Source organism: Variovorax restrictus (assembly GCF_051216715.1).
GTDB lineage: Bacteria > Pseudomonadota > Gammaproteobacteria > Burkholderiales > Burkholderiaceae_C > Variovorax.
This window is the reverse complement of the sequence record NZ_JBPJZH010000008.1, coordinates 1-24616: the sequence shown is the minus strand read 5'-3', so window position 1 is coordinate 24616 and position 24616 is coordinate 1. Positions and strand designations below refer to the sequence as shown.

Below are 24616 nucleotides of genomic sequence, written 5' to 3'. Positions count from 1 at the left end.
TCCGCTCAGCCGAACGGCTTGGATGCGGCAGTATCCGGTTTGCTGACGAATAAGGCGAATGCGCGCCCAAGCCCGACCTCATATCGTTCGAGCTTCATACCGGCTTGGCCCAATCAAGGGCCAGGCAGCCACCTTCGATGGAGAAAGAAAGAAGACGACCAGCTGTCCCACATGGCGCGCAGCATCGTGGAGTTCAGTCCATCAGCTCGTGCCGCAGCGCGTAGCGAGTGAGTTGCGCGTCCGTCCGCAGGCGAAGCTGTCGCAAGAGCGCATACCGGTGCTTGGTTATGGACTTGATGCTGATACCCAAAGAACGGCCAATCGCGCCGGTGGACTGGCCTTGGGCGAACCTTGTCAGCAGCTGTAGCTGCCTTGGGCTCAGGCCAATATGCAGCGGCGTTACGTCCGGGTCGGCGTCCTCCTCATACACCGCTGCATCTTGGAAATATCGTCTGCCAGATCCGACGGCCCGCACAGCATGGGCGATCTCGGTAGGTTCGCAGGACTTGTTCAGAAACCCGGCCGCTCCGTGCTTTTGGAGTACTTCAGCGTAGGCCCTCGCGGGATGTGCCGTGAATATGAGTATTCGAATGGCGAGGCGTCTGGCCCGCACGGCGTGCAGCGCTTCAAGACCACTCCACCCTGGCATCGACAGATCCAACATGATGACGTCAACTGGGGTCTGACGCAAAAGGGTTAGAACCTTCGCGCCGTCGTCAGCCTCGGCTACCACTTCCAGATCTGGTTCCAAGGATAACACCGACCGTACCGCTGTTCGAAGCACGGCGTGATCGTCGACGATCGCGACCTTGACGCGGCCGAGCGTCGGCCGTTGGTCCAGCCCAGCGGCGATAGGGAGTGCAATTGCAGAGGCGGACATCAGGCGCCGCCTATTCCCACCGTCACCTTCCCTGTGCCGCTGCACGCAGGACACGGCTTATCAGTTTCGGTGCGCCCTTTACCACCACACTGGCGGCAGACACCCTCCCCTGTGCCCTTTGTCCCCGGGGGGGCCTCGTCACCGGGTTGAGCATCGGGCAGATCAAGGGATGCTCCAGGGTCCTCCTCGCCGACGACCGAGTCGCCTACTTCTGGTGTTGGGCTGGCTAGGGCCGGCGAAATCGTGCTGACGCTCACCGAAACAGGATCACTGGCCGGGAATGATTCCTCGATCCCATGGTCCAACGCATCTTCGGTGGGCTCCTCGACCCGCGCGACACTGAATAGGTCCACTGGCGGATGGCTTGCATTAGTTGGAAATGGCCACGCTTTATCACCGGCCTGTTTGATCATGTCGCTCTCCTGGTTGACTATTTGGAGCCCCGCGCAGCTATGCCGGCGCTCAGGTTCTCCATGAGTGTGTCGATCGATCGCCGCTCGGACAGATACGGGGTCATGTCCATCGTGCCGCTCACGCCAAGATCCTTTTGATTCGACTGCAGCCATCGATCACAGGCTGCGTACCCCGTCTGCCTTAAGGATTCGAACAGTTCGATGCCCACACTGCGCTTGATGGAGGGTTCCATAGCCATTTCGTAACCTTCGATCGGCAGGCTCAACACGTGCATCCGAACGAGCTCTTTCTGGACGTTGATGTCGATCACCGCGCGCAGCTCCGCCTTCAGGGCGTTGATCGACGCGATCTCATTGATGCGATTCAAGATATTTTTGGCGCTCATCGGCGTCTCTGGGCGATGCAAAGGGGTGAGTTCTATCAAGAAGACGTCAACGTCTTTTCGCCCTTGGAACAGCGGCCACAACGACGGGTTCGCGCCATAGCTGCCGTCCCAATAGGACTCCCCGTCGATCGGGATCGCCTGGAACACCAGCGGCGCGCAAGCAGAGGCAAGCAGCGCATCGATCGTGACTTCGCCTGGCTTGAACACGCGATTCAAGCCCGTTTGCGCGCTGACTGCGTTCACGAAAAGTGTCGGCGCCGCCGGATTTCCCAGGGCGCTCTCGTTGATGAGACTGCCCAGGACCATGCGCAACGGGGCCATCCCGAGCGGGTTGACCGCATAAGGTGAGACCAACGGAATGCCATCGTCCCACATCCCAAAGCTTGGCTTGCGCAGTGGAAGCAAGAGCATGGTGAAAGGAATTCCTACGAGTGCCAGTTGGCGCCAGAGCGCAGCCAGACGGTGCTTGGCCCCGGCCCTGCCGCCCTCAGCAAAACCCGAGACGAGTGCCGCTCCGTTGAGGGCCCCGGCGCTCGTACCGCTGATGCGCTCGATTTCTATGTCTGGCTCATCCAATAGCCGGTCGAGTGCACCCCATGTGAATGCACCGTGGGCGCCACCACCCTGTAGAGCGAGATTTATCTTCGGCATGGATGCCCCCGGTTAGACGATTTTCATTAACTACTTTCGACGCAACCTCCAATGTGAAAATCTTGCCGATGTTTTGGCGCATTGCCATAGGCAAAGACCGTGATCCAAAAAAAGTTTTGCTACAAAAATGTAACGCAAGCAATATTTACGATTAGGATTAACCTGCGTTAATGCAACAAGAGCCATCTTGGTGGATGGTGACAAAGGAGCTATGTGTGCTAACTCAAAACGTACTTCGCAATAACGCTTTCGAAATCTCCTCATCGGAGCGAGACGTGCTCGAGCAGGCGATCATGCGCACACAGGTGTATTCCGCAGGCTATGTGGCAGTCCGGCAAGGGGCTGATGTCGACGTGTCTTTGCTGCTCGTCAAAGGCCTGATGGCGCGCCACATCGACGCTCCGGACGGACGCCGCCATATCGTGGGACTGCATGTACCTGGGGACTTTGTCGACTTGCATGCCTATGCGCTCAAAAAACTCGACCATGCCGTTGGAGCTCTTACCGAGGTCGAGGTTGCAGTTTTTCCGCACACCGCACTGGAGGCAATCCAAACCAGAGCTCCAGGGCTCACCAGAAGGTTGTGGTTCCTGACTCTCTTGGACGCGGCCAGGCACCGTCAGTGGATCTACCGCCTGGCCAGTCTCAATGCTCTCCAGAGGGTTGGGCATTTTCTATGTGAGATGAACGCTCGCCTCCTGGCGATCGGCGCTTCGGATGGCGCGACCTTCACGCTTCCCATGACCCAGGGCGATTTGGGCGAGGTATGCGGGTTAACCAATGTTCACGTCAGCCGGGTGCTACGCCAGCTCCGCGAAGCAGAACTATGCAACGTGCGTGGATCCAGGGTTGAGATCCTCGACCTTCACAACTTGGTAGCGCGTTCGTTGTTCGACCCAGCGTTTCTCTTTCTCAACGATCAAACAGCGGCGCGTGCGACCGCAGGAACGGAGTCATGACATGAGCGAGACCCAAAGAGGCAAGCCACGTGCTGATGCAGGCCATGCGTCGGCAGAAGACGGTTTGGTGATTCTGGACGGGCCCGATGGGGTTGCAGTCACGATGACGCCGGAGGCGGCCGCCCTGACGGCGAAAAGTCTTCAAGCAGCCGCGGAGCTTGCGCTTACGCAGGCGAGGAGCAACAAGTGACCGATGAAGACACTCCGCAGTGGCGGGAAGAGCTGCTCCAGAAGATCGGCTGTTACGGCGTGTCGGATTTGCGTCTACTCAACATCGCTGCGTCGATCTGCGCTCACGAACCTTTGACCGACGAACAGAAGCGCTATGCAAGGTCGTTCGAAGCGCGCCTTGGAGACTGGCCGTCCGTGCGCGGAAACCTCGCATAGCGATCCGCCTACGCCTGTGCCAGCCTTGAAGGCGCAGCAGTGTGGCATACCCCAACCTCGCTTCTGCGGGGCCGGAGAAGTCATAGCGTCCAAAACGCAACTTGGGGACCTTTTGAACGGTTCCTTCAGAGCACCAAATCTCACGCGTGTCTTAGGCAGACAGAATCATTTCATTTGCTTACGGTGCACTTTAACCCAAGTTAATGCGATCAAAAAAATTAGCTGGCATGCAGAGATTTAGAGATATCCCGAACGAATATCTTCATGTCGTACTAACGACCGCAGATGAAATAGCAATTGGCTGACAAGCAAGGCAAAAGGTGCGGTCATCCTTATTTGAAAGGGGCCCCATTGGCCCTCAATCAAAAGGACCCACAATGTTTTCTCACAATAAGCGCCTGCAATACACGCTGCGCGTCAGCGAGACCAATCCCGGCCTCGCCAACCTCATGCTCGAGCAATTTGGCGGCGCCCAGGGCGAGCTTGCCGCTGCATGTCGCTACTTCACCCAGGCCATTGGCGAAGACGATCCAGGCCGCAAGGACATGCTGTTCGACATCGCCACCGAAGAGCTGAGCCACCTGGAAGTGATCGGGACGATGGTTGCGATGCTGAACAAGGGTGCCAAGGGACGCCTTGCCGAGGGCGTGGACAACGAGGCCGACATGTACCGCACCATCACCGGCGCAGGCAATGACAGCCACCTGACTCAGGTCCTCTATGGTGGCGGGCCTGCCCTCGTCAATTCAGCCGGTGTGCCCTGGACGGCGGCGTATGTCGACAGCATCGGCGAGCCAACGGCAGACCTACGCTCAAACATCGCGGCCGAGGCACGCGCCAAGATCGTTTATGAGCGCCTCATCAACCTGACCGACGACCCGGGCGTCAAGGATGCTCTCGGCTTCCTGATGACTCGGGAGATTGCTCACCAGAAGTCCTTCGAGAAGGCCCTCTATTCGATCACGCCGAACTTCCCGCCGGGCAAGCTGCCTGGCAAGCCGGAGTTCACCAGCGTCTACTTCAACATGTCCAAGGGCGATGACGTGGAAGGTCCCTGGAACAGCGGGCCGGCGTGGGAGGTGCGCAGCGAACTGGACGAGCAGGTCGCTGTCGACGGGGGCGATGGGCTTGCAACGGTCCGGATGCCCGAGGCCGATGCTGCAGTGGTCGAAGCCATGGCTGTCCGTACGGCGTCAGACCCGACGAGCGACCCGCAGACGGGTGCCGAGTTGGGCATGTCTGAAGAAGCCGTGCTCGCCAGCGTCAACGATCAGCTGAACAAGAATTAACTTACGTCGGCCCCGCTGCAGCGATTGATCTCGTGGCTCTGTCTACGAGGCCCGATGGCTAAAGCCCTCAGGCCCCATTCGGTACGGACACTTAAACATGGAGGCTGCAGGGGAAACATGACCTCGCACTTCTTGAAGGATGTTGCCGCTGAACGGCTCCCCAAGATGTCCTACCGCCCGGCAGAAATACGAGCCATCCGAGAGCTCAGCAGGGCGGGTCTGATCATCGCGCGCTTTGCTGATCGCGATGGCTACGGTGAGATCCCGTATGCACAAGTGATTGCCATCACCGAGAAGGGTCACCGAGAACGTCTGGAAGTCGACATACGGCGTCCCGCGACGGAAGCAGCCTAACCGCATCGGGAGCCGATGGTCATGCCGCGAGTCCCGCAAACACTGGAGACACCATGAGCAATATGAAGAGCAGCGGCGATGGAACCCGCCCGACTACAGACGGCGGCGCGGACAACATCGGCGCCGGTGAGAAATTTACCGGGCATAAGAATGCGGTCGGTGATGACGTCTCCGGACCAGCGCAGCAGGAGCGGATGCAGGACAAGAAATCCGACGCTGAGGGCACCAAGCACGATGAGTCGGCGGCGTTCGGTCTTCACGAAGACTTGACGCCGGCATCCAGCAAAGATGAGAACAAACGTTAATGCGCACACTCGTGCCGCAGAGACTGGCGCCTCGCGTGGGTCTAGTTATCGACTGGATCGTGGATATGTTGGCGTCGATCTTGCCTGGCCCGCCACCGCTGCGACGGAGGCCCGCCGAACAAGCGTCCACGCCCAAAGCTCGATGGAGGCACTTCCTTGGCTAAGGCAGACAATGGCCTGGGCGAACATTCCGCAGCTGGTGGCGTCGCCCTATTGATCGTCGACATGATCAGCTGCTGGTCGTTTCCGGACGGTGAGAAGCTACTGCCCGGAGCCGTTGCCATCGCGCCGAACATCGCTGCACTGAAGGCCCGGTGCAGGCGATCGCGCGTTCCTGTCATTTATGCAAACGACAACCTGGGTCGCTGGCGGTCCGACTTCGCGAGGCTTGTCGCGAGGTCGCTCGACTGTGGTGGGAACGCTGCCGCGGTTACGAGTGCCCTTCGGCCGTCCGATATCGACTATTTCGTTCTGAAGCCCAAGCATTCGGCGTTCTACGCGACCCCGTTGCGCCTGCTGTTGGATGACTTGAAGGTCCATCAGCTACTCGTCACCGGTGTGGCGAGTGACCAATGCATCTTGTCCAGCGTTGCCGATGCGCGGATGCGCAACATCGACGTCGTCGTTCCACGTGACTGTGTCGCATCACAGACAGACGAACGCAACGCCTCGGCGGTGAAGCATTTCGCTGAAGTCTTCAAACTGAAGACACCGCTCGCGCGGCGGGTACCCCTTCCTTCATAGCTTCCAGTCACAGGAGATCACGATGAAAACTGACGAGAACGAGCGGGACGCGAAACGCGTCGGTGTGTGGCTGGCGGTTGTTATCGGTGCCTTGGTCGTGGGCGCCATCGTCTTCAACGTGTTTTGGTACAAGCGCCCGCCTGCCAACGTTGACAACAAACCTGCCGCCAGCTCACCGGCGCCGGCGTCCGAGAAGCCGTCCGGCTCCTGAGCCGTACGGCGAAAGAGCTGAGCATTCGCTCCCACATGCGCCGCACCCTACACAAGGACGGCGAAACAATGACGCTGCATTCCTCTGCGTAGTCCCAGATTCCAGATCTCAACACTTTCTTTTGGAGCAAACATGCAAATCGGTAGTACGACTTCGACCGCGCCCACTTCGGTCTTCACCACCGTAGATTGGGTCGCGTGGGTACTCGTGATCGTTGGAGCGATCAACTGGGGCTTAGTCGGCATCTTCAGCTTTGACTTGGTTGCTGCGATCTTTGGCTCTATGTCTGCAGTCACTCGCCTCGTATACGTGCTGGTTGGCGTGGCGGGGCTCTATTTCCTGACCTATCCACTCCGCCGTCGGTTGTGAGCTGGCTGCCGATGCCCATTTATCAAAACTCTCAAGGAGAAAACATGATCAAACTCAACCGCTCCCTCAGACCCCTCACAGCTCTTGCTCTCGGCGGTCTGCTCCTCACTGGCACGGCCTTCGCACAGACCGCGAAGATCGACAAGGCGGACGCCGATTTGCTGCAGGACATCGCACGCGCCAACATCGCTGAGATCGAGAGCGGCAAGCTGGCCTCCCAAAAGGCGAAGAGTCCCGCCGTCAAGAAATTCGCTCAGATGATGGTGACCGACCACACGAAGGGCTTAAACGAAGTCAAGACTGTGGCAGCGGCGAAGGGCGTCGACCTGCCCAAGTCGCCCGATGCCATGCATAAAGCCGCAGCGCTGGAGTTCAAGGCGCTCCGCGGTGACACCTTCGACAGCCGATACGTCAAGCAGGCCGGTGTGGGCGACCATGAGGCTACCGAGAAGCTGCTGCAGAAGACACAGGCAGAGGCCAAGGACGCCGATGTCAAGGCGCTGGCGGACAGGATGCTGCCGGTCGTGCAGGCCCATCTGGGGCATGCACGCGAGATGGCGGCCGTGAAGAAATAGTGTTCGATGGTGTAGTTCAGTGAGCCTTGGCTGCCATCGCACCCACAGGCCTCGCCCACAGTGATGTGTAGCCGCATCGATCGATTACTTCCGCCTCGCAAAACGTACTGATGTCGTCTTTTAGGGTTAGCTGGAGTTTGGGATCGTCTTCAATGAGAAAAAAGATGGAATAGGCAATTTCTAATCTTGATCGTTGGAGAATGGCAAGGGCGTCAGCAGACAAGGGCGGCCGAGGCAGGCTAGACCTACGCTGCGTGGAGCGCAACATGCGCGTCAGAGACGACCGAAAGTGATGCCCCCTGCGCTTGTTCCGATCTATGGTAGGCGCTGCGCGGCGACGTGGCTAACAGCGGGCCTAAGACTCCGATCTGACGAAATTTCGGGCGGCCCGCCGTCAGCGCCAAGCATCTCAACGACGCATTTTGTCGCCATGGCCGCCAAAGATATCGAAGCTGACCCGCTCGCCCGCTATTGGGCCAAGCGGGATTTCTCCATCACGTCCGAACCCCGGGGTGAGCGCGCCCAGCCCGGCAAGGCCCTGAGCTTCGTGGTTCAGAAGCACGCCGCCTCGCGCCTGCACTACGACTTCCGACTCGAACTGGACGGTGTCCTCCTGTCCTGGGCGGTGCCGAAGGGCCCCAGCTTCGACCCGATGGACAAACGCATGGCGATCCACGTCGAGGATCACCCGATCTCCTACGGTACCTTCGAGGGGATCATCCCGCCCAAGCAATACGGCGCCGGCACCGTCATCGTCTGGGACAACGGCACCTGGGAGCCGGTCGGTGACCCGCGCGAAGGCCTGACCATGGGCAAGCTGCTGTTCCGCCTCGATGGGCAGAAGCTATCCGGGCTGTGGGAGCTGGTGAAGATCGCCAAGGGCGGAGAAAAGCAGGAGCCCTGGATCCTGTTCAAGAAGCGTGACGAGTTCGCGCGGTCGAAGGCGGAATACGACGTCGTCACTGCCCTCCCCGACAGCGTCATCGCAAAACCGATCCGAGTCGCCTCGAAGGCAAAGACGACCGCGCCGGCTGCGGCCCGCAAGAAAGCAGCCAGCAAGGAATCGCCCATTCCCGGGGCAGAAAAGGCCCCCCTCCCTGCCAAGCTGTCGCCCCAGCTCGCGACCCTTGCCAAGGGAACTCCGGGCGCTGGCGAGTGGATCTACGAAATCAAGTTCGACGGCTACCGGATCATGGCCAAGCTGGACAAAGGCAAGGCCACATTGATCACGCGTGGGGGGCACGACTGGTCCGCCAAGATGCCCGGCCTGGTCAAGGAAGTCGAATCGCTGGGCATCGATACGGGCTGGCTGGATGGCGAGATCGTCGTGCTCGGTGCCAACGGCGCCCCCGACTTCAACGCCCTGCAGAAATCGTTCGACCGGCGCGCACCCAACGCCAACATCGTCTACTTCGTCTTCGACGCTCCGTTCTTTGGCGGTTATGACCTGCGCGGCGTCGAGCTGCGCCACCGCCGGCAACTGCTCAAGGCACTCTTCGACGAGAAGGGCACGGAGCACGTGCGGTATAGCGCCGACTTCGACGCCGACCCGGCGTCAATCCTGAGTTCGGCCTGCCGCATGCAGCTCGAAGGAGTGATCGCCAAGCGAGCGGACGCGCTTTACACCTCTGCCCGCAGCGAGGCGTGGCTCAAGCTCAAGTGCAAGCAAAGGCAGGAATTCGTCGTCGCCGGTTACACCGAGCGCAGCGACAACGCTGCACAGGTTGGAAGCCTCCTTCTGGGCGTCTACGGGCCCGGCGGCGAGCTGGTTTCCGCCGGCAGTGTCGGTACCGGCTGGGACACGACCGAGGCCTCGGACCTGAAGCGTCAGCTGGAAAAGCTGTCGATCCCGAAGTCACCGTTTGCTGCCGGCGCGGCGAAACCCGGCCGCTGGTCCAAACGATCAGCCTCCAGTGAGCGTTGGGTTGAACCGAAGCTCGTGGCAGAGGTTGAATTCGCCGAGTGGACGCCCGACGGCCAGGTCCGGCATGCGTCCTATGTGAGCTTGCGCACGGACAAGCCTGCATCGGCCATCGTTCGTGAGCAACCGAAGGACCTCGAAGCGGAGAAGCCCGCTGCCAAGAAGCGGGCCAGCTCCATCAAGGTCAGCAACGCCGATCGCATCATCGACCCCAGCACGGGCCTGACCAAGCTCGACCTGGTGCGCTACTACGAGTCGGTGGTGGACTGGATCCTCCCGCATCTCAAAGGGCGCCCCTGCTCCCTGGTTCGCGGTCCGCAGGGCGTCGACAAGCAGCTCTTCTTCCAGAAGCACGGCGAGAAGATCGGCATCCCTGGCATCAAAGAACTGGATCCCGCCCTGTGGCCCGGGCATACGGCGCTTCTGGAGGTGGCCACCGCGGAGGCGCTGGTCGGCTCTGCCCAGATGAACGTGATCGAGCTCCACACTTGGAACTCCAAGGCGACCAACATCGACAAGCCGGACCGGATGATTTTCGACCTGGACCCGGGCGAAGGTACCACCTGGCAGCAGATTCAGGAGGCGGCAACCCTTACCCGCACGCTCCTGACTGAACTCGGGCTCGAGAGCTGGCTCAAGACCAGCGGTGGCAAGGGACTGCATGTGGTCGTGCCGCTGACGCCCCGCCTGGACTACGACACCGTCAAGGCCTTCTCGCAGGCCGTCGTGCAGCACATGGCGCGCACGATCCCGTCGCGCTTCGTCGCCAAGAGCGGGCCGTCGAACCGCATCGGAAAACTCTTCATCGACTACCTGCGCAACGGTCACGGCGCCACGACGGCTGCAGCGTTTTCAGCTCGTGCCAGGCCTGGGCTTGGCGTGTCGATCCCTATTCATTGGGAAGAGCTGTCAACGATCAAGAGCGGCGCGCATTGGACCATCACAACCGCACGGGAGCACCTGTCGTTTCAGACAGTGGACCCATGGGCTGAATATTGGAAGATGAAGCAGTCGCTGGGGCCAGCAATGAAAGTTCTCGGATTCAAGCCGTAGGCGTTCTTCTTTGCCCCTGGCAGCGCACACGTGGAGGCTTGGGTGGCTAGGGACGTGAGTGCTCTGCCCCATCACTCTTCGCCCGAGGCAAAGGTGCATGTGGGTCGCCGTCGTCTGCGCTCTGCAAGCTTCGCAACGCACGCTCAGTGACGTACGCTGTGTAGCGAATATTGATATCCGCAGCCCATGCAACTGCAGCAGCGCGTTGCTCTTCGTTTGCTTGCACCTCCTCCCGCGGTACCTGTGCGCCGCGTTCGAGATACCGATCTTGAACGGGGAGACGTCGGGAAGGAAAAGGCGGGACGGCGATGCCAGCCTTGGACAGGATCTGAGCCTTTTGACTGGTCGAAAGCATGGTGAGTCCCTCCTCGCAAGAACCGCACCGTAACTCTGTGCAGGCACCTTTCCATTGGTACTGGCCCGATTGCCAAGGAACCGTCGCTGCTCGACACTTGAAGCTTTTTTTGAAGACACTGGACCGGTCGAATGATGGCCGTCGCCTGCGACCATACCTGGAATCTATCCGCCCGCGAAGCACCATGCAAAAGCTACGGCAAGGAGCGCGGTGCAAAGCAACACGGCGCCCTCATGCCGCCGCCGACCTTTCCCGGTTTCATAGGCATCGCCACGATTTCCAAGCCAAGTTTGCATGCCAGTAGTCGACAGTGATGGGCGCTCAATTTTCCTGCCCTTCAGGAGACTGCAGAGACGCCGACCATCAACAAGGGGTCACAAACGTCGGAATCCACGCCGTAGCGCACGCTGCCGAACTAGGCCTTGGGCACTGGACGTTTTTCCGGCGTTTGTTTCCGCGTGTTAGTCGGTAGTTCGGCTGGCGTCTGCCCATCCGGATTCGTGCCCGGCTTGGGCATTTTGGTGTCGGCTGGGCTACCCGGCGAACTTGGGCCACGGCGTTTAGGCACGTTGACCTCCTTAGCGCTTCGAAGCCAGGTGCTTGCGCACGGCCTCGGCTGAGTTGCCAACAGCCTTCACCGCCTCGCGCAGCTGCTCGGGCGTGCAGCCCAGGGACTGGGTCCACGAGCGCACCTCGTGCTCTTCATCGAGCGAGATGAGCTTCCTGTCGAGGCTTGTTTTCTTCGGATCGTCGGACATGGTGGATCTCCTTTCGCGAGTACCTTGCACCCCCGCCACGCCCTACGACGTAGGCCGGATTCCTAGCCAGATGGTGGTCGAAGCCGCATCAAAGCGCGTCGGCGAGCACGCCCTGCACGCCTTCATCCAGGCCGCGAAGGGGTTGCGACTTTGCTAACGCCATCCACACAGCAAAGGGCATTCGAGCCTGCATCCGATGCGTCGCGGAGCGAACCGTCATCAACCGGGCCCCCGCGCACACCAGGACACCGTACTCGTCCGGAACTTCATCTGGATCGGCGATGAGATTGCCCAGCTCATCTTGTCCCAGTACATACCAACACTCGCCGCCTAGCTCGCGGTAAACCGTATGGGCGTCGGGCTCTGCCAGGCACGTTACCAAGTCAGCGCGATCGACGATCACCTGATGCACCAACGGCTGCGCGTAGCCTTCGACGCTGGTGCTTCGGATGGAAAAGACATCCGGCTTCGCAACACCCCAACGGGCCCTGCCCTCTTCTTGCGCCAACTCGACGCGCAAGCGCAGTCCACACCAGGCAATCCGGCCATTGCGGGTCATCTCCCGCGCGACTTGGTGCACTAGCGTGCCGTGGGCCGACAGGGGCGAGTAAGCCTCGGCCGGCGGAGCCGCAACCACGACCAGGCCCTTTGCCGTCACGTGCACCGTCTCATGCCCCAGCGCTGATCGGCGCCGTTCAAGCAGCCCGGCTGCCAAGAGGTCGACCTCGACCGGATCGCAGCACGGCCAGCCCGCCGATCGATGGACCGCTCGTAGGCGCCGGACGTGCAAAGGCTTCAATGATTCGCGGGCCGATTCATCGAGAAATTGTGGTGGTGGACCTTCTGAGCGGTCGCTGCCGGAGTGGCTCATGGCTGTATAAATATACAGTATGGACGACGTCCCACCCTTCGCGGAACTGCACTGCCGTTCCAACTTCACCTTCCTCGTGGGCGCCTCGCAGCCTGAGGAACTGGCGAAGCGCGCGGCGGCCAAGCTGTACACCGCCCTGGCCTTGACCGACGAATGCTCGGTCGCCGGCGTCGTCCGTGGACACCTCGAGGCGCGGGAATGCGGCATTCACTTCATTGTCGGCAGCGAGATCCTGCTGACGACAGCCGGGGGAAATCCTCATGCCCGCCTAGTTCTGCTGGCCCAAGACCGACGCGGCTACGGCAACCTGTGCGAGCTGATTACCCTGGCGCGCCGGCGCGCCCCGAAAGGCACTTACCTGTCGCTCGTCGCGGACGTCGAGGGGAAGGCCGCCAAGGCGCCCCACCTGGCCGGCATGCCGGGGTGCCTCGCCCTCCTCCTGCCCGATCGCCACGCGACCGTCGAAAGCCTCTTCGCGCAAGCAATGTGGCTCAAGACCTGGTTTCCCGATCGCGCCTGGCTTGTCGCGCCACGCCCCATGGAACAAGACGACGACCTGCGCTGCTGGATCGTCGACCAAGTCGCGGAAAAGACGGATCTGCGCATCGTGGCCAGCGCTGCGCCGCTGATGCATACGCGGGCGAGAAAGCCGGTGCAGGACGTGCTCACCGCGGTCCGCCTGGGCCGTCCGGTGCAGGAATGCGGCTTCAGCCTGTTCCCTAATGCGCAGCAGTACCTGCGCGGTCGCGCGCAGCTGGCAGAACAGTTTCCGCGCGAATGGCTTGAGGAAACGGTCGACGTCGCGCGCCGCTGCACGTTCTCGCTCGAGGAGCTGCGCTATGAGTACCCGGAGGAGATCTGCCCGGCAGGCGAGACACCGACCTCGCAACTGCGCAAGCTGGCGTATGCCGGCGTGACCACGCGCTTTCCCGGCGGCCTAGCCGAGAAAGTGCGCCTGCAGATCGAGCACGAGCTGAAGATCATCGCGGAGTTGCAGTACGAGGCGTACTTCCTCACAGTGGCAGACATCGTGCACTGGGCCCGGGCACAGGGCATCCTTTGTCAGGGCCGCGGCTCGGCCGCCAACTCCGCCGTCTGCTACTGCCTGGGGGTCACCGAAGTGGACCCGGCGCGCATGAACGTGCTGTTCGAGCGGTTCATCAGCGTGGAGCGCAAGGAACCGCCCGACATCGACATCGACTTCGAGCATCAGCGCCGTGAGGAGGTGATGCAGTACGTCTACAGGCGCTACGGCCGCGATCGCGCCGCGATCACGGGCGTGGTGACGACGTACCGGACGAAGTCCGCCATTCGAGACGTGGGGAAAGCGCTCGGCTTTCCCGTCGACGAGGTCGAGCGGTTCGCGAAAAACGCCTACGGAACCGAGCTTGAGTGGGTCAGCGAGGCCTGCCTGCAGGAGAACGGCTTGGACAGCGGCGACCGTATGGTCAAACTCTGGCTGGAGATCGCCGGCACTGTGCGCGGCTTCCCGCGGCACTTAAGCCAGCACACCGGCGGGTTCGTAATCGCGCGCGACAAGCTAAGCCGGCTTGTGCCCGTGGAAAACGCGTCCATGGAGGATCGCAGCGTCATTCAGTGGGACAAGGACGACCTGGACGCGCTGGGCCTGCTGAAGGTCGACCTGTTGGCCCTGGGCATGCTCACGGCCATCCACCGGACGCTGGATCTGCTACAGGTAAAGACGGGCCGGGAATTTCGCATGCAGGACATCCCGGCCGAGGATCCGGCGACCTACGCCATGATCCGCAAAGCCGACACCGTCGGCGTCTTTCAGATCGAGAGCCGCGCGCAGATGACCATGCTGCCGCGGCTGCAGCCAACCGAGTTCTATGACCTGGTGGTCCAGGTCGCGATCGTGCGGCCGGGCCCGATTCAGGGTGGCATGGTGCATCCGTACCTGCGCCGGCGCGCCGGCGAGGAAGCCGTCGAGTACCCGAGCGAAGACATCAAGACCGCGACCGAACGCACGCTGGGCGTTCCCCTGTTCCAGGAACAGGTAATGCAGATCGCGATGCTCGCCGCCGACTTCACGGCCGGCGAGGCCGACCAGCTGCGTCGCGCCATGGGCGCTTGGCGCAAGCGTGGCGGCCTCGAGCCCCATCAGCGCAAGCTGATCGAGCGCATGCGCCGCAAGGGCTACACCGAGGAATTTGCGGAACGCATCGCCAAACAAATCGAGGGTTTCGGCTCCTACGGCTTCCCGGAATCCCATGCAGCCAGCTTCGCCCTCCTCGTCTATGTGAGCTGCTGGCTCAAGCGCCATCACCCCGACGCGTTCCTCGCCGCTTTGCTCAACAGCCAGCCGATGGGCTTCTACGGGCCAGCGCAACTCGCGCGCGACGCACGCGAGCACGGCGTTTTGCTGCGCCCGGTCGACGTGACCGTGAGCGACTGGTCGACCACGCTGGAGGAAGAGGCGCAGGGCGATCAAGCGTCTCCTCGCTGGGACTCGGCGGTGGCCACGCCCTTGCGGGCTGTCCGGCTTGGTTTCTCGCGCCTGAAGGGCATGCGCCAGGCGGCCGCGCAGCGGATCGTTGATGCCCGGCGTGCCGGCCCCTTTGCCAGCGTCGAAGACCTGACGCGCCGGGCCGAGCTGGATGCCCATGACCTGCGCTGCCTGGCCGGCGCCGACGCGCTGCGCCAGCTCGCCGGTCGACGTCCTGATGCTGTGTGGGAGGCGCTCGGCGTCGACACGCGACCGCCGGAAATGCTGCGCGAGGCGCGCACGGTGGAGGATTCTGTCGAATTCGAGGAGCCCACCGAAGGCGATGACATCGTCGATGACTACGCGTCGCAAGGCATGACGCTCGGACGCCACCCGCTGAGCTTGCTGCGTCCGAAGCTCGCACGGCACAGGATTCGCACGGCAGAGGATCTGCGCGTGAATGCCCGCAACGGCCAGCGCGTGCGGGCCAGCGGCATCGTCACGCACCGGCAGCAACCCAGCACGGCCAACGGCACGATCTTCGCCACGCTCGAAGACGAGACGGGCACGGTGAACATCATCGTATGGGCCTCGGTCGCCGAATCGCAGCGCGCCGCGCTGCGCGGCTCCCAGCTGCTGTCGGTGCAGGGAACATGGCAGAGTGAGAAAGGCGTCAACTCACTGGTCGCACAGAAGCTGGTCGACCACAGCGAGCTACTCGGCCGCCTGCGCATCTCGAGCCGAGACTTCAAGTGAACGATTCAAGCGCGAAGCTCGGGGGATCCTGTCGAACTTAACGAAATTTCCCAAATGACCGAACCAGAGGTAAGATCAGCCTGATCGATGCATGCCACGCGGCATGCCGACGACCCAAGGAGATTCTTTTGATCTATCTTGACCGAGAGCGGTATCTGCTGAACGAACCGGATGACGCGGGCGACATCCCCACCTTGCTTTCTGGCTCCGACGATTACGGCGCTTGGTGTATCGAAGTCACGCGGGGCACTTCGCTCCAGCGCTACTTTCAGATCGTTTGCCGCCAAGCAGGTGTGATCCCGTTCGAACCCAGTGCCATGTCGGAAGCCATGGTGAAGGCGCTCCTTGCGGTCTACCGGACGCCATCTTGGAGCAATCTGATCGGCACTCACGGGGTCGTGGAGCGAGTCGCCACGAGCTGGTTCCTACTACGGTGGTTGAAGCGGACCTTCGTATCCCAGGTTAATCGAGTCCGTCGTTTCGCTGGCCCGCCATCGCAGTTGGGCGGTGGTGTCGGAGTGGGTTTCTTTTCGGCCGCGAAGCCGAACCTGCGCAACGCACCCTGAGTGCATGTCTTTCGTATGTAAGCGCATGAACACCCTTTCCCTCACCTCACCGTTCGCCACCGAAAAATCCAATGATCAACGGAACGTCGCTTCTGACCCATACGCCTCTGCCGCCCAATCCGCCGCGCTGCTGCGGACTGGCGCTGAGTTCAGGCGCGATCGGATGGAAGCCGCCGACATGATCACCACTGATGAAGCTGCAGACTTGGCAGGAACAAGCCGGGTCACGATCAACGCCTGGATCAAAGCCGGTCGCTGCATCGGGGTTGCACATCTTCGCCGCGGATTCAAGCTGCCTCGATGGCAGTTCGAGCCAGCGATCTGGCCGGTGCTTCAACCCTTGGCAAAGAGCCTTGGCACCAATGATGGCTGGCAGATGTTGTCGTTCCTCGAATCGCCCTCAAGAGCGCTGGACGGGAAGACACCGCGCGTTGCGCTGGAGCAAGGAATTTCAGTGGAGCGCATTCTTGCGCTGGCGACGGCTGAGGCTCATTGACCTCGCCCAATGAACTTCAACGACCTCAACCCACCCATAGTAGAGCTACCAACACACAAGATCTGGCACCGCATCCAGCGCACCAGGGCTCGCACCGGCAGTGTTCGCGCGCGCGGCCTGATCCTCCCGCCTGTCGGCACGATGGCAGGTCGATTCGATTTGCAGGACGAACCCGTCGGCTACCTCGCGGACAGTCCCGTCACCGCGCTCTATGAGTCGCTATTTCGTCGCGAGAGCATCATCCGCTCGCTTGACGAACTGAAGCAGCGCGACCTGGTTGCATTCAGCGCCACTCGCCGGCTTCGCCTGGTCGACCTCCGCGGATTGGAGGAGCGCTATCCTGTTCTGCAATCGCAAAGGTATGGCTCGTCGCAGGCCTTCGCGCGCAACTGCCGGCTGCAAGACGTCGACGGTGTGTTGTACGCGTCCGCGCAGCACCCGAGACATGATTGCCTTTGCGTGTTCGAAACGGGAATCGGAGCACTGAGCCGCCTGACGAAGGCGCCTCTCGTGGAGCCCGGTTCTAACCGATTGCACCAGAGCGTCGTCGCCGCCGCAATCGGTTCGCAGGTTCCAATAGTCGATCAGTAGGCGACCCGCGCGGGGCGGGTCGTCGAGGAGTAAGCAATGTGCGCCCACTACGAAACCGTTCGCAGAACGCGTGAGAAGTTTCGCGAGATCTTCGATGCGACCTGGCCCGCGCAGGAGCCGAAGCCCGACATGTGGCCGAACTACGAAGGCCTGTTCATTCGACGGCCGCCAGAGATCGAGTCGGGTGATGAGGCTGTGCCCGCGCGCGAGGCAGTTGTTGGACGCTGGGGCCTGGTGTCCGCTCTGACCAAGGGCGCAGGGCTTGACAAAGCGCTGAAGCTGTCCACCTTCAACGCGCGCGATGACCGCGTGGCTAAGTCGTTCACGTTCAGCAATGCCTGGCGCAGAGGCCAGCATTGCATCGTCCCTGCAGAGGCGATCTACGAGCCCGATTACCGGATCGGCGATGGAAAGAAGTCGCGCCCGGCCCGGATCTGGCGCGCCGATGGCGAGCCGATGGGGATCGCGGGCCTGTGGGACCAATGGACCGACGCCGCCGGCGTACGACGGCTCAGCTACACGATGCTCACCATCGACGCGAGCACGCATGGGGTTTTCAAGCACTATCACAAGTCCAAGGAAAAGCGCCAAGTGGTCGTGCTCCCTGAATCGCTGTACGACGCGTGGCTGGACGCCGCACCCGAACGCAGCAAGGATCTGCTCATGCAACTGCCGGCCGATCGCTTTTCATCGCTGACGGCGCCGCCGGCCGCGCTGGGCCCAGAGGCGAGTTTGCTGTGATGCCTTGTAGGTCGCTGCCGGCAGACACCGGACCCCTCAATCGCAGAATGCACCCATGACCGATCACCTCCGCCGTATTTCCCTCAGCGTCGATGAACCCGATCCGGGTTGCTTCTACTGGCTTCTGATGGAATCGACCGAAGACGCTGCAATCTGGGCGGAGCTGCAGGCGTCCGAACAGAGGTACGACTCCTATTCAGCGGCGCTACGCGCCGGCCTGGCCGTACTGGAAAGGCTAGGCAGCGCCAAGTTCGGGCCGCGGTTGACGGGGGAAGATGAAGACACCTCACCCGTGGGGTGAGGGGACGCGGGTCACGGCGGCGAGCACCGAACCAGCAGATCAGCGGTCGCGCTCAGGTGGCCGCGTCACCGGGGCAATGGGGGGCAGCGGCGGAATTCGACCTTCGTCGAGGCGACGCTGAATGTCGCTTCGCGCAGCGTCAAGGTGTGCTGCCTTGTCCGCTTCGTCGTTGGGAAATTGCTGCGCTCCAGCAGCACGCTTTGCGGCCAGCTCGCGATACGCACCCATCAGCTCGGGATGCTTGGCCAAGCCCTCAGCCTGCGTGAGCTGCTCGAACGCCACGGCGCGAGCCGGGCGCTTTGGGCCTACTTGATCCGCTTGGCGATTTCCTTGCGGTAGCTCTCGTCCGTCGACATGCGATTGCTCGTCTCGACGACCTTCTTCCCCCAATCCAGAACGTCTTGGGAGAGGGGCGTCTCCGTTGGCTTGCCGGTAGCAGTCGTCGGAGATTCGACCTTGAGCTTTGTGTCGTTCGAGTTCGTCGCGGAGGCGTTGGGAGATGCGAGCATGATTTCCTTCTTGGGCTAATTGTTTGAGATGGTCCCAGCCATGCAGTTCCTTATGCTGGCCGTCGATGCGTTTGTCAAGAATGACCAGCCCGACCGCGCCGCCGAAGCGATCACGAATGCGCTGCAGGCCATCGGGCAGGCCGCCCTGAATGTCGGCCATGACGGCGATGCTTGCCCCTCTCCCGTACTCCTCGAAGCGTTGGAACGTGCGGCGCAGCGCAACTTCAGGCGTCACATGCACCGCGTAGATCACGGGCTGGACGCCACGGTCCAGCGCGGCCTGGATCTTCTCCATCGAAGGCTCAGGCCGGTTGAGCTGGCCCTCGAAGATCACGCGCGTGCGTGGTGACATTCCGGCGGATTGAACCGCCGATGTCTTCCCGGCACCTGGAATGCCGGTGAGAAAAATCGCCTGGTCGCGCGACGGCTCCGAGTCGTCGCGGATGACGCGGCTGAACAGCTCCGACGACAGCACGGCCGCGGCGTTATGCACCGGCGTGTTGTAGCGGTTGCGCGCGTCGGGCGAGGCGCGAAACTGCTCGAACGTGTCCTTGAAGTTGTCAGCGCAGATGTAGCGCCCGCCGAAGTTGTCAGGGTCGGCCCTGTATGCCGCGATGAACGGCTCAGGATCGGCCTCGACAGCGCGGATCACTTCGTCTTGGACGGCCGCGCGGTCGGGCTGTGCAAACTCCCTGCGGTGAATGGGTTCCAACGTAAATCCCCTGTGGATTGGTCTAAGGTGCTTCCGGTGCCGCTGGTGGCGTGTCCGGAGCGTGTGTTGCAGCTGCTTCGGCTTGGCAAGCAGCTTGGTAGCGAGCAAGGTGCTCGCGGATGGCCTTGATCGGCCCGTAGGCGGTCTGTCGCGTCCACCCGTAGGGGGCGACAGCTTCGCCGTAGCTCTTGCCCTCGATGAGGACAGCGCGGGCCACGGCTAGGCGCTCGGGAGAGAGGTTCGCCAGCATCGAGGCGGCGGCGAACTGTGCGGGTGTGACAGCGTCTTTCATGCGGGCTCGGCATTCGTGTTGATCGCATCGGCGAGCTGGTCTTTCACCAGGTCCAGCATCCCTGCGACATCTGCAGCCGTGAACGTCGGCTGTGATGGATCCTTTCGGCCTTCGCGCAGCAGCCACTGGATGCCAGTGATGAGGCCAATCGATTGAGAAACAGCGGCGTCCACGAACTCAAGTTCCTGGAGCAAGCCGCTGGTTTCCTGGGCCGCTGCGCCGCTCAAAAAGGGACGTCGCCCTCAGCCATCGCTGGCACCTTGGATGCCGGCGCCGATGGGGTTCCTGCGTCGCTGCCCGCGGCCCCAGTGCGACGGCTTCCGAGCATCTGCATGCTGTCGGCGATCACCTCGGTTGCGTAGTGATCGACGCCCGCTTCGTCGGTCCACTTGCGGTTGCGGAGGTAGCCGCTCACGTAGATCGACGAGCCCTTAGCGAGGTACTTCGCAGCGCGCTCGGCCAGCTCGTTCCACAGCACAACGCGATGCCACTCGGTTTTCTCGACTTCGCCGCGCCGGTAGGTGGTGGCGAGGCTGATGGTGGCAACGCTGTTGCCTTCCTGGCCGACCTTGCGCAATTCGACGTCGGCGCCGAGGTTGCCGATCAGCTTGACCTCGTTGAGAGATGCAGACATGGAGACTCCCTAAAACGTGCGCAATCCGACATGGTTGCGTCACACATTAAATTGTCGCTTAGGTTGTCGATAGCGTAAACACATTTATGTTGTCAGCGGAACGTGCAGTTGCCACAGAATCCAGGGCCACAAGCCCCGTGGGCTCGGAGATGAATGAGATGCAAGCAGCGGGAGAGACGACGTTCACGATCACCCCGGTCAACGGTCCGCTGCGGACCTTTAGGCCCACTGATGAGCTTGTCCTAGAGCTAACGAGATTTAGAGCGGAACTGCACGCGACCTCCGTCCCTGAGTTCGGGTCGGATATGTCGCGTTGGAAGCTCGGAAACCCATTGCGCTACGTCTATGCCCGTGCACGGCTGAGGCAATCAGTTGCAGCCGGCTTTGTGCCGGCTGAATTTGAAGGCGGCATGGGGCTCTGTACGGAACTTGATGTCACGATCAGCGATGGGTCTGGGATAAACAAGCTGCCGGAACAACAAGCCATCCTGGGTGCGAGCGAGGAAATCGCCTCGCGCTTTTCTCAGGTGGGCGACCCCACCCAGTACATGCCTCATTTCTTAAGCCTGTATCTGCCCAATGAGCAGTTTGAGGAGACCTTCCGTTTGGCGTCAACAGCGCAGATCGCGTCCGCGCGTCTCGTTCTTCGGCTGGAGGGGCTCTACCTGCAGGAGAGAGATCCACCGTTTCCAACTATCTATGTCTTGCGGCCTGGCGCGGATGGTCGCATCGCGAACGCTCAGGGAGCGTTGAGCATATTCACGCTCACGCTGGCGGACGCACCTGCCGCGATGTTGTCGGCGCTGGCTTCGCTACCCGACCGCGCAGACTTTACGGCTCACACAGACGCGACAAAGGCCCGCGCCGAGAAGTTTGAAGCTCAGCTGAGCGCCCAACTAGCTAAGCTGCAAAGCCAATTAGCAGATGTGAATCGCACTCTGCTATGGATGTTAGCGGTTGTAGGCGTTGCGGTTGCCTTTGCAATCTTCAAGTGACGGGTCTTGCTAGAAGCGTGACGCTTCCAACTTAAAGCCGCGTAAGCGGCTCAAATTTCCGCTCAAAAAAACCGGGCCTAAGCCCGGTCAAGGATGGCGCCGTGCAAAGGCGCCGCCAGTCATTTCATTCCTCGGTGGATTCCTCGTCGTCAGCAGCGGTGTCGTCTTGGTCGTCTGCCTGGGCCACCGAAGCGCCACGGCGCAGGGGAGCAGGCAACCAGCGCTTGCCGTCGAGCTTGGCGGCAGCAGCGGCCACGGCCTCGCCCTTCTTCATCTTCGCCAGATCGCGGGCCTCGGCTTCGCCGCAGGCTTCCGTCACGGCTTCGATCATCTTGGCCTTGGGCACGCTCTCCAGGTACTGCGCAGGCGTTGCCGTCCACCAATCGGCCATGTCCAGGTCGAGCGCGTCGACGATGGCATCGGCCACGTTGAAACCGCGTAGCGTGGCCTCACGGCTTTGGATCACGTCGAAGGAGCGCGCCACATGCAGCGCGAGCAGTTCACCCAGCGTGCCGGCGTCCTGGGCCAGCAGGTAGCGAAACAGAGCCGCAGGGTCGGCGGGCAGCTTCGCGCCCCAGCGCTCGCGGGCAGCTTCAAGCGTGGCCTCTGCTTGGCTCTCGGCGTAGTCGATGGCGAGGCTTCCGACCCGATGGCCGGCATCGGTCAGGTTGATGCGAACCGGCGACTCGATGTGGCTGTGACCTTCGGCCAGGATCAGGCGATGCAGCAGGGCAACCATTGCCACATGGGCGTTATCGGTGAGGGCCGCAGCGACAGCCGCCGTGCGATGCGCGGTGAGGCTGTGCAGCAGGCGCTCGGAGAACGCGGGCTTGGCCTTCTCTTGGACGTTGCGGCCACCCTCGGGGCGCACGCCAGCGCCTGCGGCTTCCTTCTTGTCCTCGGGACGCACAAGCCCCTCCAGCACTTCAAGTTTGCCGTGATGGCTGACGCTCACGATAGCGCCGGCCTGGGCCAGTTGCTTCTTCGTCCAAACCTTGCACGCTTCACGCATTGAGCGTTGCAAGTCATAGAGGCTTTCGAGCTGTTCAGACAGCGCCACGATTTCAGCCGTCTCAGTCGCAGACAGATCGTCACGGTCGTCGACGGTGGCCGTGATCTTGTCGTGAGCCTCGCGCAGTTGGCTCAGCATTTCCTCGATAGCGTCGATGCCTTGGCGCTCGTCGTCGGACAGCTTGGCGTCCTGGGCGTAGACGCGCGCATAGCGAGCGCGAATCTCGTAGCCGATGGGCTCTTGCATGACCTCGACCCACTTCCAACCAGCCTCGCGGACTTCATGGCCGAAGCTCTCCAGCCGGATCGATGCGAGCGATTGGAGCAGCGCCGCGTCTTGAAGGTAGACGTCATCTTCGTCACCGAACATATCGCGGCGGATCGCACCCCCAGCCTCTTGGTAAGCCTTGAGCCCGACGAATCCGGCGAGCCGGTCATCAGACAGCAGGACTTCGCTTGCGGTCAGCTTTTGCTTGATGTGGTATTCGCTGCGCGAGTAGGACGGCAGGGACTCCCAGACTTCGATCTGCTTGGCATGGTCGGAGGTCAGCGCGAGCGCATGCAGTTGCTTCGGCTCGATGTCACCTTGACGGTAGAGCGCCAGGAACATCGGCGCGAGGTTGGCGATCTTGAGGCGACGCTCCACGGTCAGTTCGGAGCAGCCGAAGCGGCCTGCGATCTGGGCAATGGTCTTGCCTTCGTTCACCAGGGCGCGGAAGGCTTCGGCTTCGTCGGCCGGGTGCATGGCTTCCTGCGTCACATTCTCGGTCAAGCTCACGCCCACAGCGCGCGCAGAGTCGAATTCCTTGCAAGGAACCGCCCAGTTCGCCGGCACCCGCTTGTTCTCCACCAGGAATTGCAGCGCCATCAGGCGGCGACCGCCAGCGATGACACCATAGCGGCCAGACGCCCTGCCCTTCTTGCCTTCCTCGGCCACCACACACAGCGGGTTCAGCAGGCCTTCGGCTTCGATGAGCGAAGCGAGTTCGGGGATGCTTTGGAGGTTGCGGGTCTTGCGCACGTTGGCATCCGACACGAACAACATCGATACCGGGACCAGGATCGCATTCCCGCCGCGCACGTCCAGTTCGCGGGCCTCATCCGCCACAGCTTCAACACCACCCATCGCCGAGAAAACTTCAAATGCTTGCATTACTGTTCCTTGAATAAAGTTGATTGACTGACTTCACTTACACGCCGGGTTCCTAGATTCAGAGCCCTTCAAAAGAGGGTTTTGTTGGCATCGGCCTCCTACCCGTAGCTGGCCGCCGTTTTCCTGAGTTCTTCGCCCGGTGAGATGCGGCGCCCATGAGGACGGGGGAGCAAGGGGGAAGCATTCGTAACGCGCCTAAGCGTTATGAACACCCTCTTGCAGGCGAAGCCGGCCGCCGGCAGCAGGGGCGCAAATTCACCGGAATAGAGCGAAGGACGAGGGAAATGGCTGTATTCGGGACAGCGGGCCGATGGCAGACGGAACCGCCGCGCGGCGAGCGCCACCTCGCGCCGCAGGACGCGACAAATCAGGGCTGTTGGATGTCTGGGTTGGCTGCCCGATTTCTCAGGGAGGCGACGGCTCAGCCGCGCGGCGGGACGCGATGCGCCCGCGGACTTCAGCTGCGCAAGACGATGTGCTACCGTCCGCGCCCTTCAGGGAGTGATGGATGAAGCAATGCAAGCTCGCGGTGCGCCTGGCACCGCTCATGCGCGCCGCGATCGGCGCGGCGCTCACGATGTCGGCGATAGCCGCTCATGCCGACTTCACGGGCAAGGTGATCCGCATACTCGACGGCGACACGCTCGAAGTCCTGGTCGACCGCAAGCCCGTGCGGGTGCGCCCGGCGCAGATTGATGCGCCTGAGAAAACTCAACCATTCGGGACCAAGTCCCGACAGGAGCTGGCCGACCTCACGTTCGGCCGTGAAGTGGTTGTCCGTGAGCAAGGAGAGGACCGCTACGGGCGGCACTTGAGCACTGTCCTGGCCAGCGGTCAGGACGTCAACAGAGCAATGGTTGCCGCCGGCATGGCATGGGCCTACCGGCAGTACCTCAAGGACACGTCCCTGTTGACAACCGAGGCCGCTGCAC

29 protein-coding genes are annotated in these 24616 nt (G+C 61.8%); 20 read left to right on the top strand and 9 right to left on the bottom strand.

Annotated features, from left to right (window positions below; genetic code table 11):
• Positions 1-193 precede the first annotated feature (193 nt).
• Both ACSFA0_RS24605 and ACSFA0_RS24600 read right to left on the bottom strand, forming a co-directional pair.
• Positions 194-880 carry a response regulator gene (locus ACSFA0_RS24605; protein ID WP_435452888.1) on the bottom strand — a complete coding sequence of 229 codons (687 nt, stop codon included), beginning with the start codon at positions 878-880 and terminating at the stop codon, positions 194-196.
• Positions 881-1310: 430 nt separating this feature from the next.
• Positions 1311-2330: a patatin-like phospholipase family protein gene (locus ACSFA0_RS24600; protein WP_435452887.1), complete on the bottom strand. Its 1020-nt coding sequence runs from the start codon at positions 2328-2330 to the stop codon at positions 1311-1313.
• A gap of 215 nt (positions 2331-2545) precedes the next feature.
• Between ACSFA0_RS24600 and ACSFA0_RS24595 the strand changes: the two genes are divergently transcribed.
• The 12 genes from ACSFA0_RS24595 to ACSFA0_RS24540 all read left to right on the top strand — a co-directional run bounded on the left by ACSFA0_RS24595 (position 2546) and on the right by ACSFA0_RS24540 (position 11166).
• Positions 2546-3289, top strand: coding sequence for a Crp/Fnr family transcriptional regulator (locus tag ACSFA0_RS24595; RefSeq protein WP_435452886.1), 744 nt, complete (start codon positions 2546-2548; stop codon positions 3287-3289).
• Position 3290: 1 nt separating this feature from the next.
• The gene (locus tag ACSFA0_RS24590) at positions 3291-3479 is read left to right on the top strand and encodes a hypothetical protein (RefSeq protein ID WP_435452885.1); all 189 of its coding nucleotides are present in this window, start codon (positions 3291-3293) and stop codon (positions 3477-3479) included.
• Positions 3476-3676, top strand: coding sequence for a hypothetical protein (locus ACSFA0_RS24585; RefSeq protein WP_435452884.1), 201 nt, complete (start codon positions 3476-3478; stop codon positions 3674-3676). The genes ACSFA0_RS24590 and ACSFA0_RS24585 overlap by 4 nt, the downstream gene beginning before the upstream one ends.
• Before the next feature lie 377 nt (positions 3677-4053).
• Positions 4054-4965: a manganese catalase family protein gene (locus ACSFA0_RS24580; RefSeq protein ID WP_435452883.1), complete on the top strand. Its 912-nt coding sequence runs from the start codon at positions 4054-4056 to the stop codon at positions 4963-4965.
• 117 nt (positions 4966-5082) lie between these two features.
• Positions 5083-5319: a hypothetical protein gene (locus ACSFA0_RS24575; protein ID WP_435452882.1), complete on the top strand. Its 237-nt coding sequence runs from the start codon at positions 5083-5085 to the stop codon at positions 5317-5319.
• Between the two features lie 53 nt (positions 5320-5372).
• Complete coding sequence (locus ACSFA0_RS24570) at positions 5373-5624, top strand: hypothetical protein (protein WP_435452881.1); 252 nt, start codon at positions 5373-5375, stop codon at positions 5622-5624.
• 156 nt (positions 5625-5780) lie between these two features.
• Positions 5781-6368 carry a cysteine hydrolase family protein gene (locus tag ACSFA0_RS24565; protein WP_435452880.1) on the top strand — a complete coding sequence of 196 codons (588 nt, stop codon included), beginning with the start codon at positions 5781-5783 and terminating at the stop codon, positions 6366-6368.
• 22 nt (positions 6369-6390) lie between these two features.
• The gene (locus tag ACSFA0_RS24560) at positions 6391-6579 is read left to right on the top strand and encodes a hypothetical protein (RefSeq protein ID WP_435452879.1); all 189 of its coding nucleotides are present in this window, start codon (positions 6391-6393) and stop codon (positions 6577-6579) included.
• A gap of 132 nt (positions 6580-6711) precedes the next feature.
• Positions 6712-6948: a DUF378 domain-containing protein gene (locus ACSFA0_RS24555; RefSeq protein WP_435452878.1), complete on the top strand. Its 237-nt coding sequence runs from the start codon at positions 6712-6714 to the stop codon at positions 6946-6948.
• A gap of 44 nt (positions 6949-6992) precedes the next feature.
• Positions 6993-7523 carry a DUF4142 domain-containing protein gene (locus tag ACSFA0_RS24550; protein WP_435452877.1) on the top strand — a complete coding sequence of 177 codons (531 nt, stop codon included), beginning with the start codon at positions 6993-6995 and terminating at the stop codon, positions 7521-7523.
• A gap of 430 nt (positions 7524-7953) precedes the next feature.
• A complete protein-coding gene (gene ligD / locus ACSFA0_RS24545; protein WP_435452876.1) occupies positions 7954-10497 on the top strand; it encodes a DNA ligase D in 2544 nt (847 codons plus the stop codon).
• A 486-nt stretch (positions 10498-10983) separates the two neighbouring features.
• Positions 10984-11166, top strand: a complete 183-nt coding sequence (locus tag ACSFA0_RS24540; RefSeq protein WP_435452875.1) for a hypothetical protein — start codon at positions 10984-10986, stop codon at positions 11164-11166.
• A 264-nt stretch (positions 11167-11430) separates the two neighbouring features.
• Here ACSFA0_RS24540 and ACSFA0_RS24535 read toward each other — a convergent pair whose 3' ends face one another.
• On the bottom strand, positions 11431-11610 hold the full coding sequence (locus ACSFA0_RS24535; protein ID WP_435452874.1) for a DUF3606 domain-containing protein: 180 nt from the start codon (positions 11608-11610) through the stop codon (positions 11431-11433).
• Positions 11611-11698: 88 nt separating this feature from the next.
• Complete coding sequence (locus ACSFA0_RS24530; RefSeq protein ID WP_435452873.1) at positions 11699-12481, bottom strand: hypothetical protein; 783 nt, start codon at positions 12479-12481, stop codon at positions 11699-11701.
• 19 nt (positions 12482-12500) lie between these two features.
• Here ACSFA0_RS24530 and ACSFA0_RS24525 point away from each other — a divergent pair, with 19 nt between their 5' ends.
• From ACSFA0_RS24525 to ACSFA0_RS24500, 6 genes are all read left to right on the top strand, one after another.
• Positions 12501-15683 carry an error-prone DNA polymerase gene (locus ACSFA0_RS24525; protein ID WP_435452872.1) on the top strand — a complete coding sequence of 1061 codons (3183 nt, stop codon included), beginning with the start codon at positions 12501-12503 and terminating at the stop codon, positions 15681-15683.
• Positions 15684-15811: 128 nt separating this feature from the next.
• The gene (locus tag ACSFA0_RS24520; protein ID WP_435452871.1) at positions 15812-16249 is read left to right on the top strand and encodes a hypothetical protein; all 438 of its coding nucleotides are present in this window, start codon (positions 15812-15814) and stop codon (positions 16247-16249) included.
• 25 nt (positions 16250-16274) lie between these two features.
• On the top strand, positions 16275-16745 hold the full coding sequence (locus tag ACSFA0_RS24515; RefSeq protein ID WP_435452870.1) for a MerR family transcriptional regulator: 471 nt from the start codon (positions 16275-16277) through the stop codon (positions 16743-16745).
• Positions 16746-16754: 9 nt separating this feature from the next.
• On the top strand, positions 16755-17336 hold the full coding sequence (locus ACSFA0_RS24510) for an RES family NAD+ phosphorylase (RefSeq protein WP_435452869.1): 582 nt from the start codon (positions 16755-16757) through the stop codon (positions 17334-17336).
• Positions 17337-17372: 36 nt separating this feature from the next.
• Complete coding sequence (locus ACSFA0_RS24505; RefSeq protein ID WP_435452868.1) at positions 17373-18077, top strand: SOS response-associated peptidase; 705 nt, start codon at positions 17373-17375, stop codon at positions 18075-18077.
• A gap of 55 nt (positions 18078-18132) precedes the next feature.
• Positions 18133-18378, top strand: a complete 246-nt coding sequence (locus ACSFA0_RS24500) for a hypothetical protein (RefSeq protein WP_435452867.1) — start codon at positions 18133-18135, stop codon at positions 18376-18378.
• Positions 18379-18417: 39 nt separating this feature from the next.
• Here ACSFA0_RS24500 and ACSFA0_RS24495 read toward each other — a convergent pair whose 3' ends face one another.
• Genes ACSFA0_RS24495 through ACSFA0_RS24480 form a run of 4 tightly spaced genes read right to left on the bottom strand, consistent with a single transcriptional unit; the run spans position 18418 to position 20525 of the window.
• Entirely contained in the window at positions 18418-19599 is a 1182-nt protein-coding gene (locus ACSFA0_RS24495; protein ID WP_435452866.1) for a zeta toxin family protein, read from the bottom strand.
• 22 nt (positions 19600-19621) lie between these two features.
• Positions 19622-19891 carry a hypothetical protein gene (locus tag ACSFA0_RS24490; RefSeq protein WP_435452865.1) on the bottom strand — a complete coding sequence of 90 codons (270 nt, stop codon included), beginning with the start codon at positions 19889-19891 and terminating at the stop codon, positions 19622-19624.
• Entirely contained in the window at positions 19888-20085 is a 198-nt protein-coding gene (locus ACSFA0_RS24485; protein WP_435452864.1) for a hypothetical protein, read from the bottom strand. The genes ACSFA0_RS24490 and ACSFA0_RS24485 overlap by 4 nt, the downstream gene beginning before the upstream one ends.
• A gap of 29 nt (positions 20086-20114) precedes the next feature.
• On the bottom strand, positions 20115-20525 hold the full coding sequence (locus ACSFA0_RS24480) for a single-stranded DNA-binding protein (RefSeq protein WP_435452863.1): 411 nt from the start codon (positions 20523-20525) through the stop codon (positions 20115-20117).
• 149 nt (positions 20526-20674) lie between these two features.
• On the opposite strand from ACSFA0_RS24480, the gene ACSFA0_RS24475 reads away from it, so the two are divergent.
• Positions 20675-21520 (top strand): hypothetical protein, encoded by an 846-nt coding sequence (locus tag ACSFA0_RS24475; protein WP_435452862.1) that lies wholly within the window; start codon positions 20675-20677, stop codon positions 21518-21520.
• 124 nt (positions 21521-21644) lie between these two features.
• Here the strand turns inward: ACSFA0_RS24475 and ACSFA0_RS24470 are convergent, their stop codons facing one another.
• Entirely contained in the window at positions 21645-23684 is a 2040-nt protein-coding gene (locus ACSFA0_RS24470) for a ParB/RepB/Spo0J family partition protein (RefSeq protein WP_435452861.1), read from the bottom strand.
• 508 nt (positions 23685-24192) lie between these two features.
• Here ACSFA0_RS24470 and ACSFA0_RS24465 point away from each other — a divergent pair.
• Positions 24193-24616: thermonuclease family protein (locus tag ACSFA0_RS24465; protein WP_435452860.1), on the top strand; the 424-nt coding region annotated here is incomplete at its 3' end.

Bases quoted from the DNA above. Each gene is read 5' to 3' on its own strand.
- ACSFA0_RS24605 (WP_435452888.1), bottom strand. From the start codon at position 880: ATGTCCGCCTCTGCAATTGCACTCCCTATCGCCGCTGGGCTGGACCAA.
- ACSFA0_RS24600 (WP_435452887.1), bottom strand. From the start codon at position 2,330: ATGCCGAAGATAAATCTCGCTCTACAGGGTGGTGGCGCCCACGGTGCA.
- ACSFA0_RS24590 (WP_435452885.1), top strand. From the start codon at position 3,291: ATGAGCGAGACCCAAAGAGGCAAGCCACGTGCTGATGCAGGCCATGCG.
- ACSFA0_RS24580 (WP_435452883.1), top strand. From the start codon at position 4,054: ATGTTTTCTCACAATAAGCGCCTGCAATACACGCTGCGCGTCAGCGAG.
- ACSFA0_RS24575 (WP_435452882.1), top strand. From the start codon at position 5,083: ATGACCTCGCACTTCTTGAAGGATGTTGCCGCTGAACGGCTCCCCAAG.
- ACSFA0_RS24570 (WP_435452881.1), top strand. From the start codon at position 5,373: ATGAGCAATATGAAGAGCAGCGGCGATGGAACCCGCCCGACTACAGAC.
- ACSFA0_RS24560 (WP_435452879.1), top strand. From the start codon at position 6,391: ATGAAAACTGACGAGAACGAGCGGGACGCGAAACGCGTCGGTGTGTGG.
- ACSFA0_RS24555 (WP_435452878.1), top strand. From the start codon at position 6,712: ATGCAAATCGGTAGTACGACTTCGACCGCGCCCACTTCGGTCTTCACC.
- ACSFA0_RS24550 (WP_435452877.1), top strand. From the start codon at position 6,993: ATGATCAAACTCAACCGCTCCCTCAGACCCCTCACAGCTCTTGCTCTC.
- ligD (WP_435452876.1), top strand. From the start codon at position 7,954: ATGGCCGCCAAAGATATCGAAGCTGACCCGCTCGCCCGCTATTGGGCC.
- ACSFA0_RS24540 (WP_435452875.1), top strand. From the start codon at position 10,984: ATGATGGCCGTCGCCTGCGACCATACCTGGAATCTATCCGCCCGCGAA.
- ACSFA0_RS24535 (WP_435452874.1), bottom strand. From the start codon at position 11,610: ATGTCCGACGATCCGAAGAAAACAAGCCTCGACAGGAAGCTCATCTCG.
- ACSFA0_RS24530 (WP_435452873.1), bottom strand. From the start codon at position 12,481: ATGAGCCACTCCGGCAGCGACCGCTCAGAAGGTCCACCACCACAATTT.
- ACSFA0_RS24525 (WP_435452872.1), top strand. From the start codon at position 12,501: ATGGACGACGTCCCACCCTTCGCGGAACTGCACTGCCGTTCCAACTTC.
- ACSFA0_RS24515 (WP_435452870.1), top strand. From the start codon at position 16,275: ATGAACACCCTTTCCCTCACCTCACCGTTCGCCACCGAAAAATCCAAT.
- ACSFA0_RS24510 (WP_435452869.1), top strand. From the start codon at position 16,755: ATGAACTTCAACGACCTCAACCCACCCATAGTAGAGCTACCAACACAC.
- ACSFA0_RS24505 (WP_435452868.1), top strand. From the start codon at position 17,373: ATGTGCGCCCACTACGAAACCGTTCGCAGAACGCGTGAGAAGTTTCGC.
- ACSFA0_RS24500 (WP_435452867.1), top strand. From the start codon at position 18,133: ATGACCGATCACCTCCGCCGTATTTCCCTCAGCGTCGATGAACCCGAT.
- ACSFA0_RS24490 (WP_435452865.1), bottom strand. From the start codon at position 19,891: ATGAAAGACGCTGTCACACCCGCACAGTTCGCCGCCGCCTCGATGCTG.
- ACSFA0_RS24480 (WP_435452863.1), bottom strand. From the start codon at position 20,525: ATGTCTGCATCTCTCAACGAGGTCAAGCTGATCGGCAACCTCGGCGCC.
- ACSFA0_RS24475 (WP_435452862.1), top strand. From the start codon at position 20,675: ATGAATGAGATGCAAGCAGCGGGAGAGACGACGTTCACGATCACCCCG.
- ACSFA0_RS24470 (WP_435452861.1), bottom strand. From the start codon at position 23,684: ATGCAAGCATTTGAAGTTTTCTCGGCGATGGGTGGTGTTGAAGCTGTG.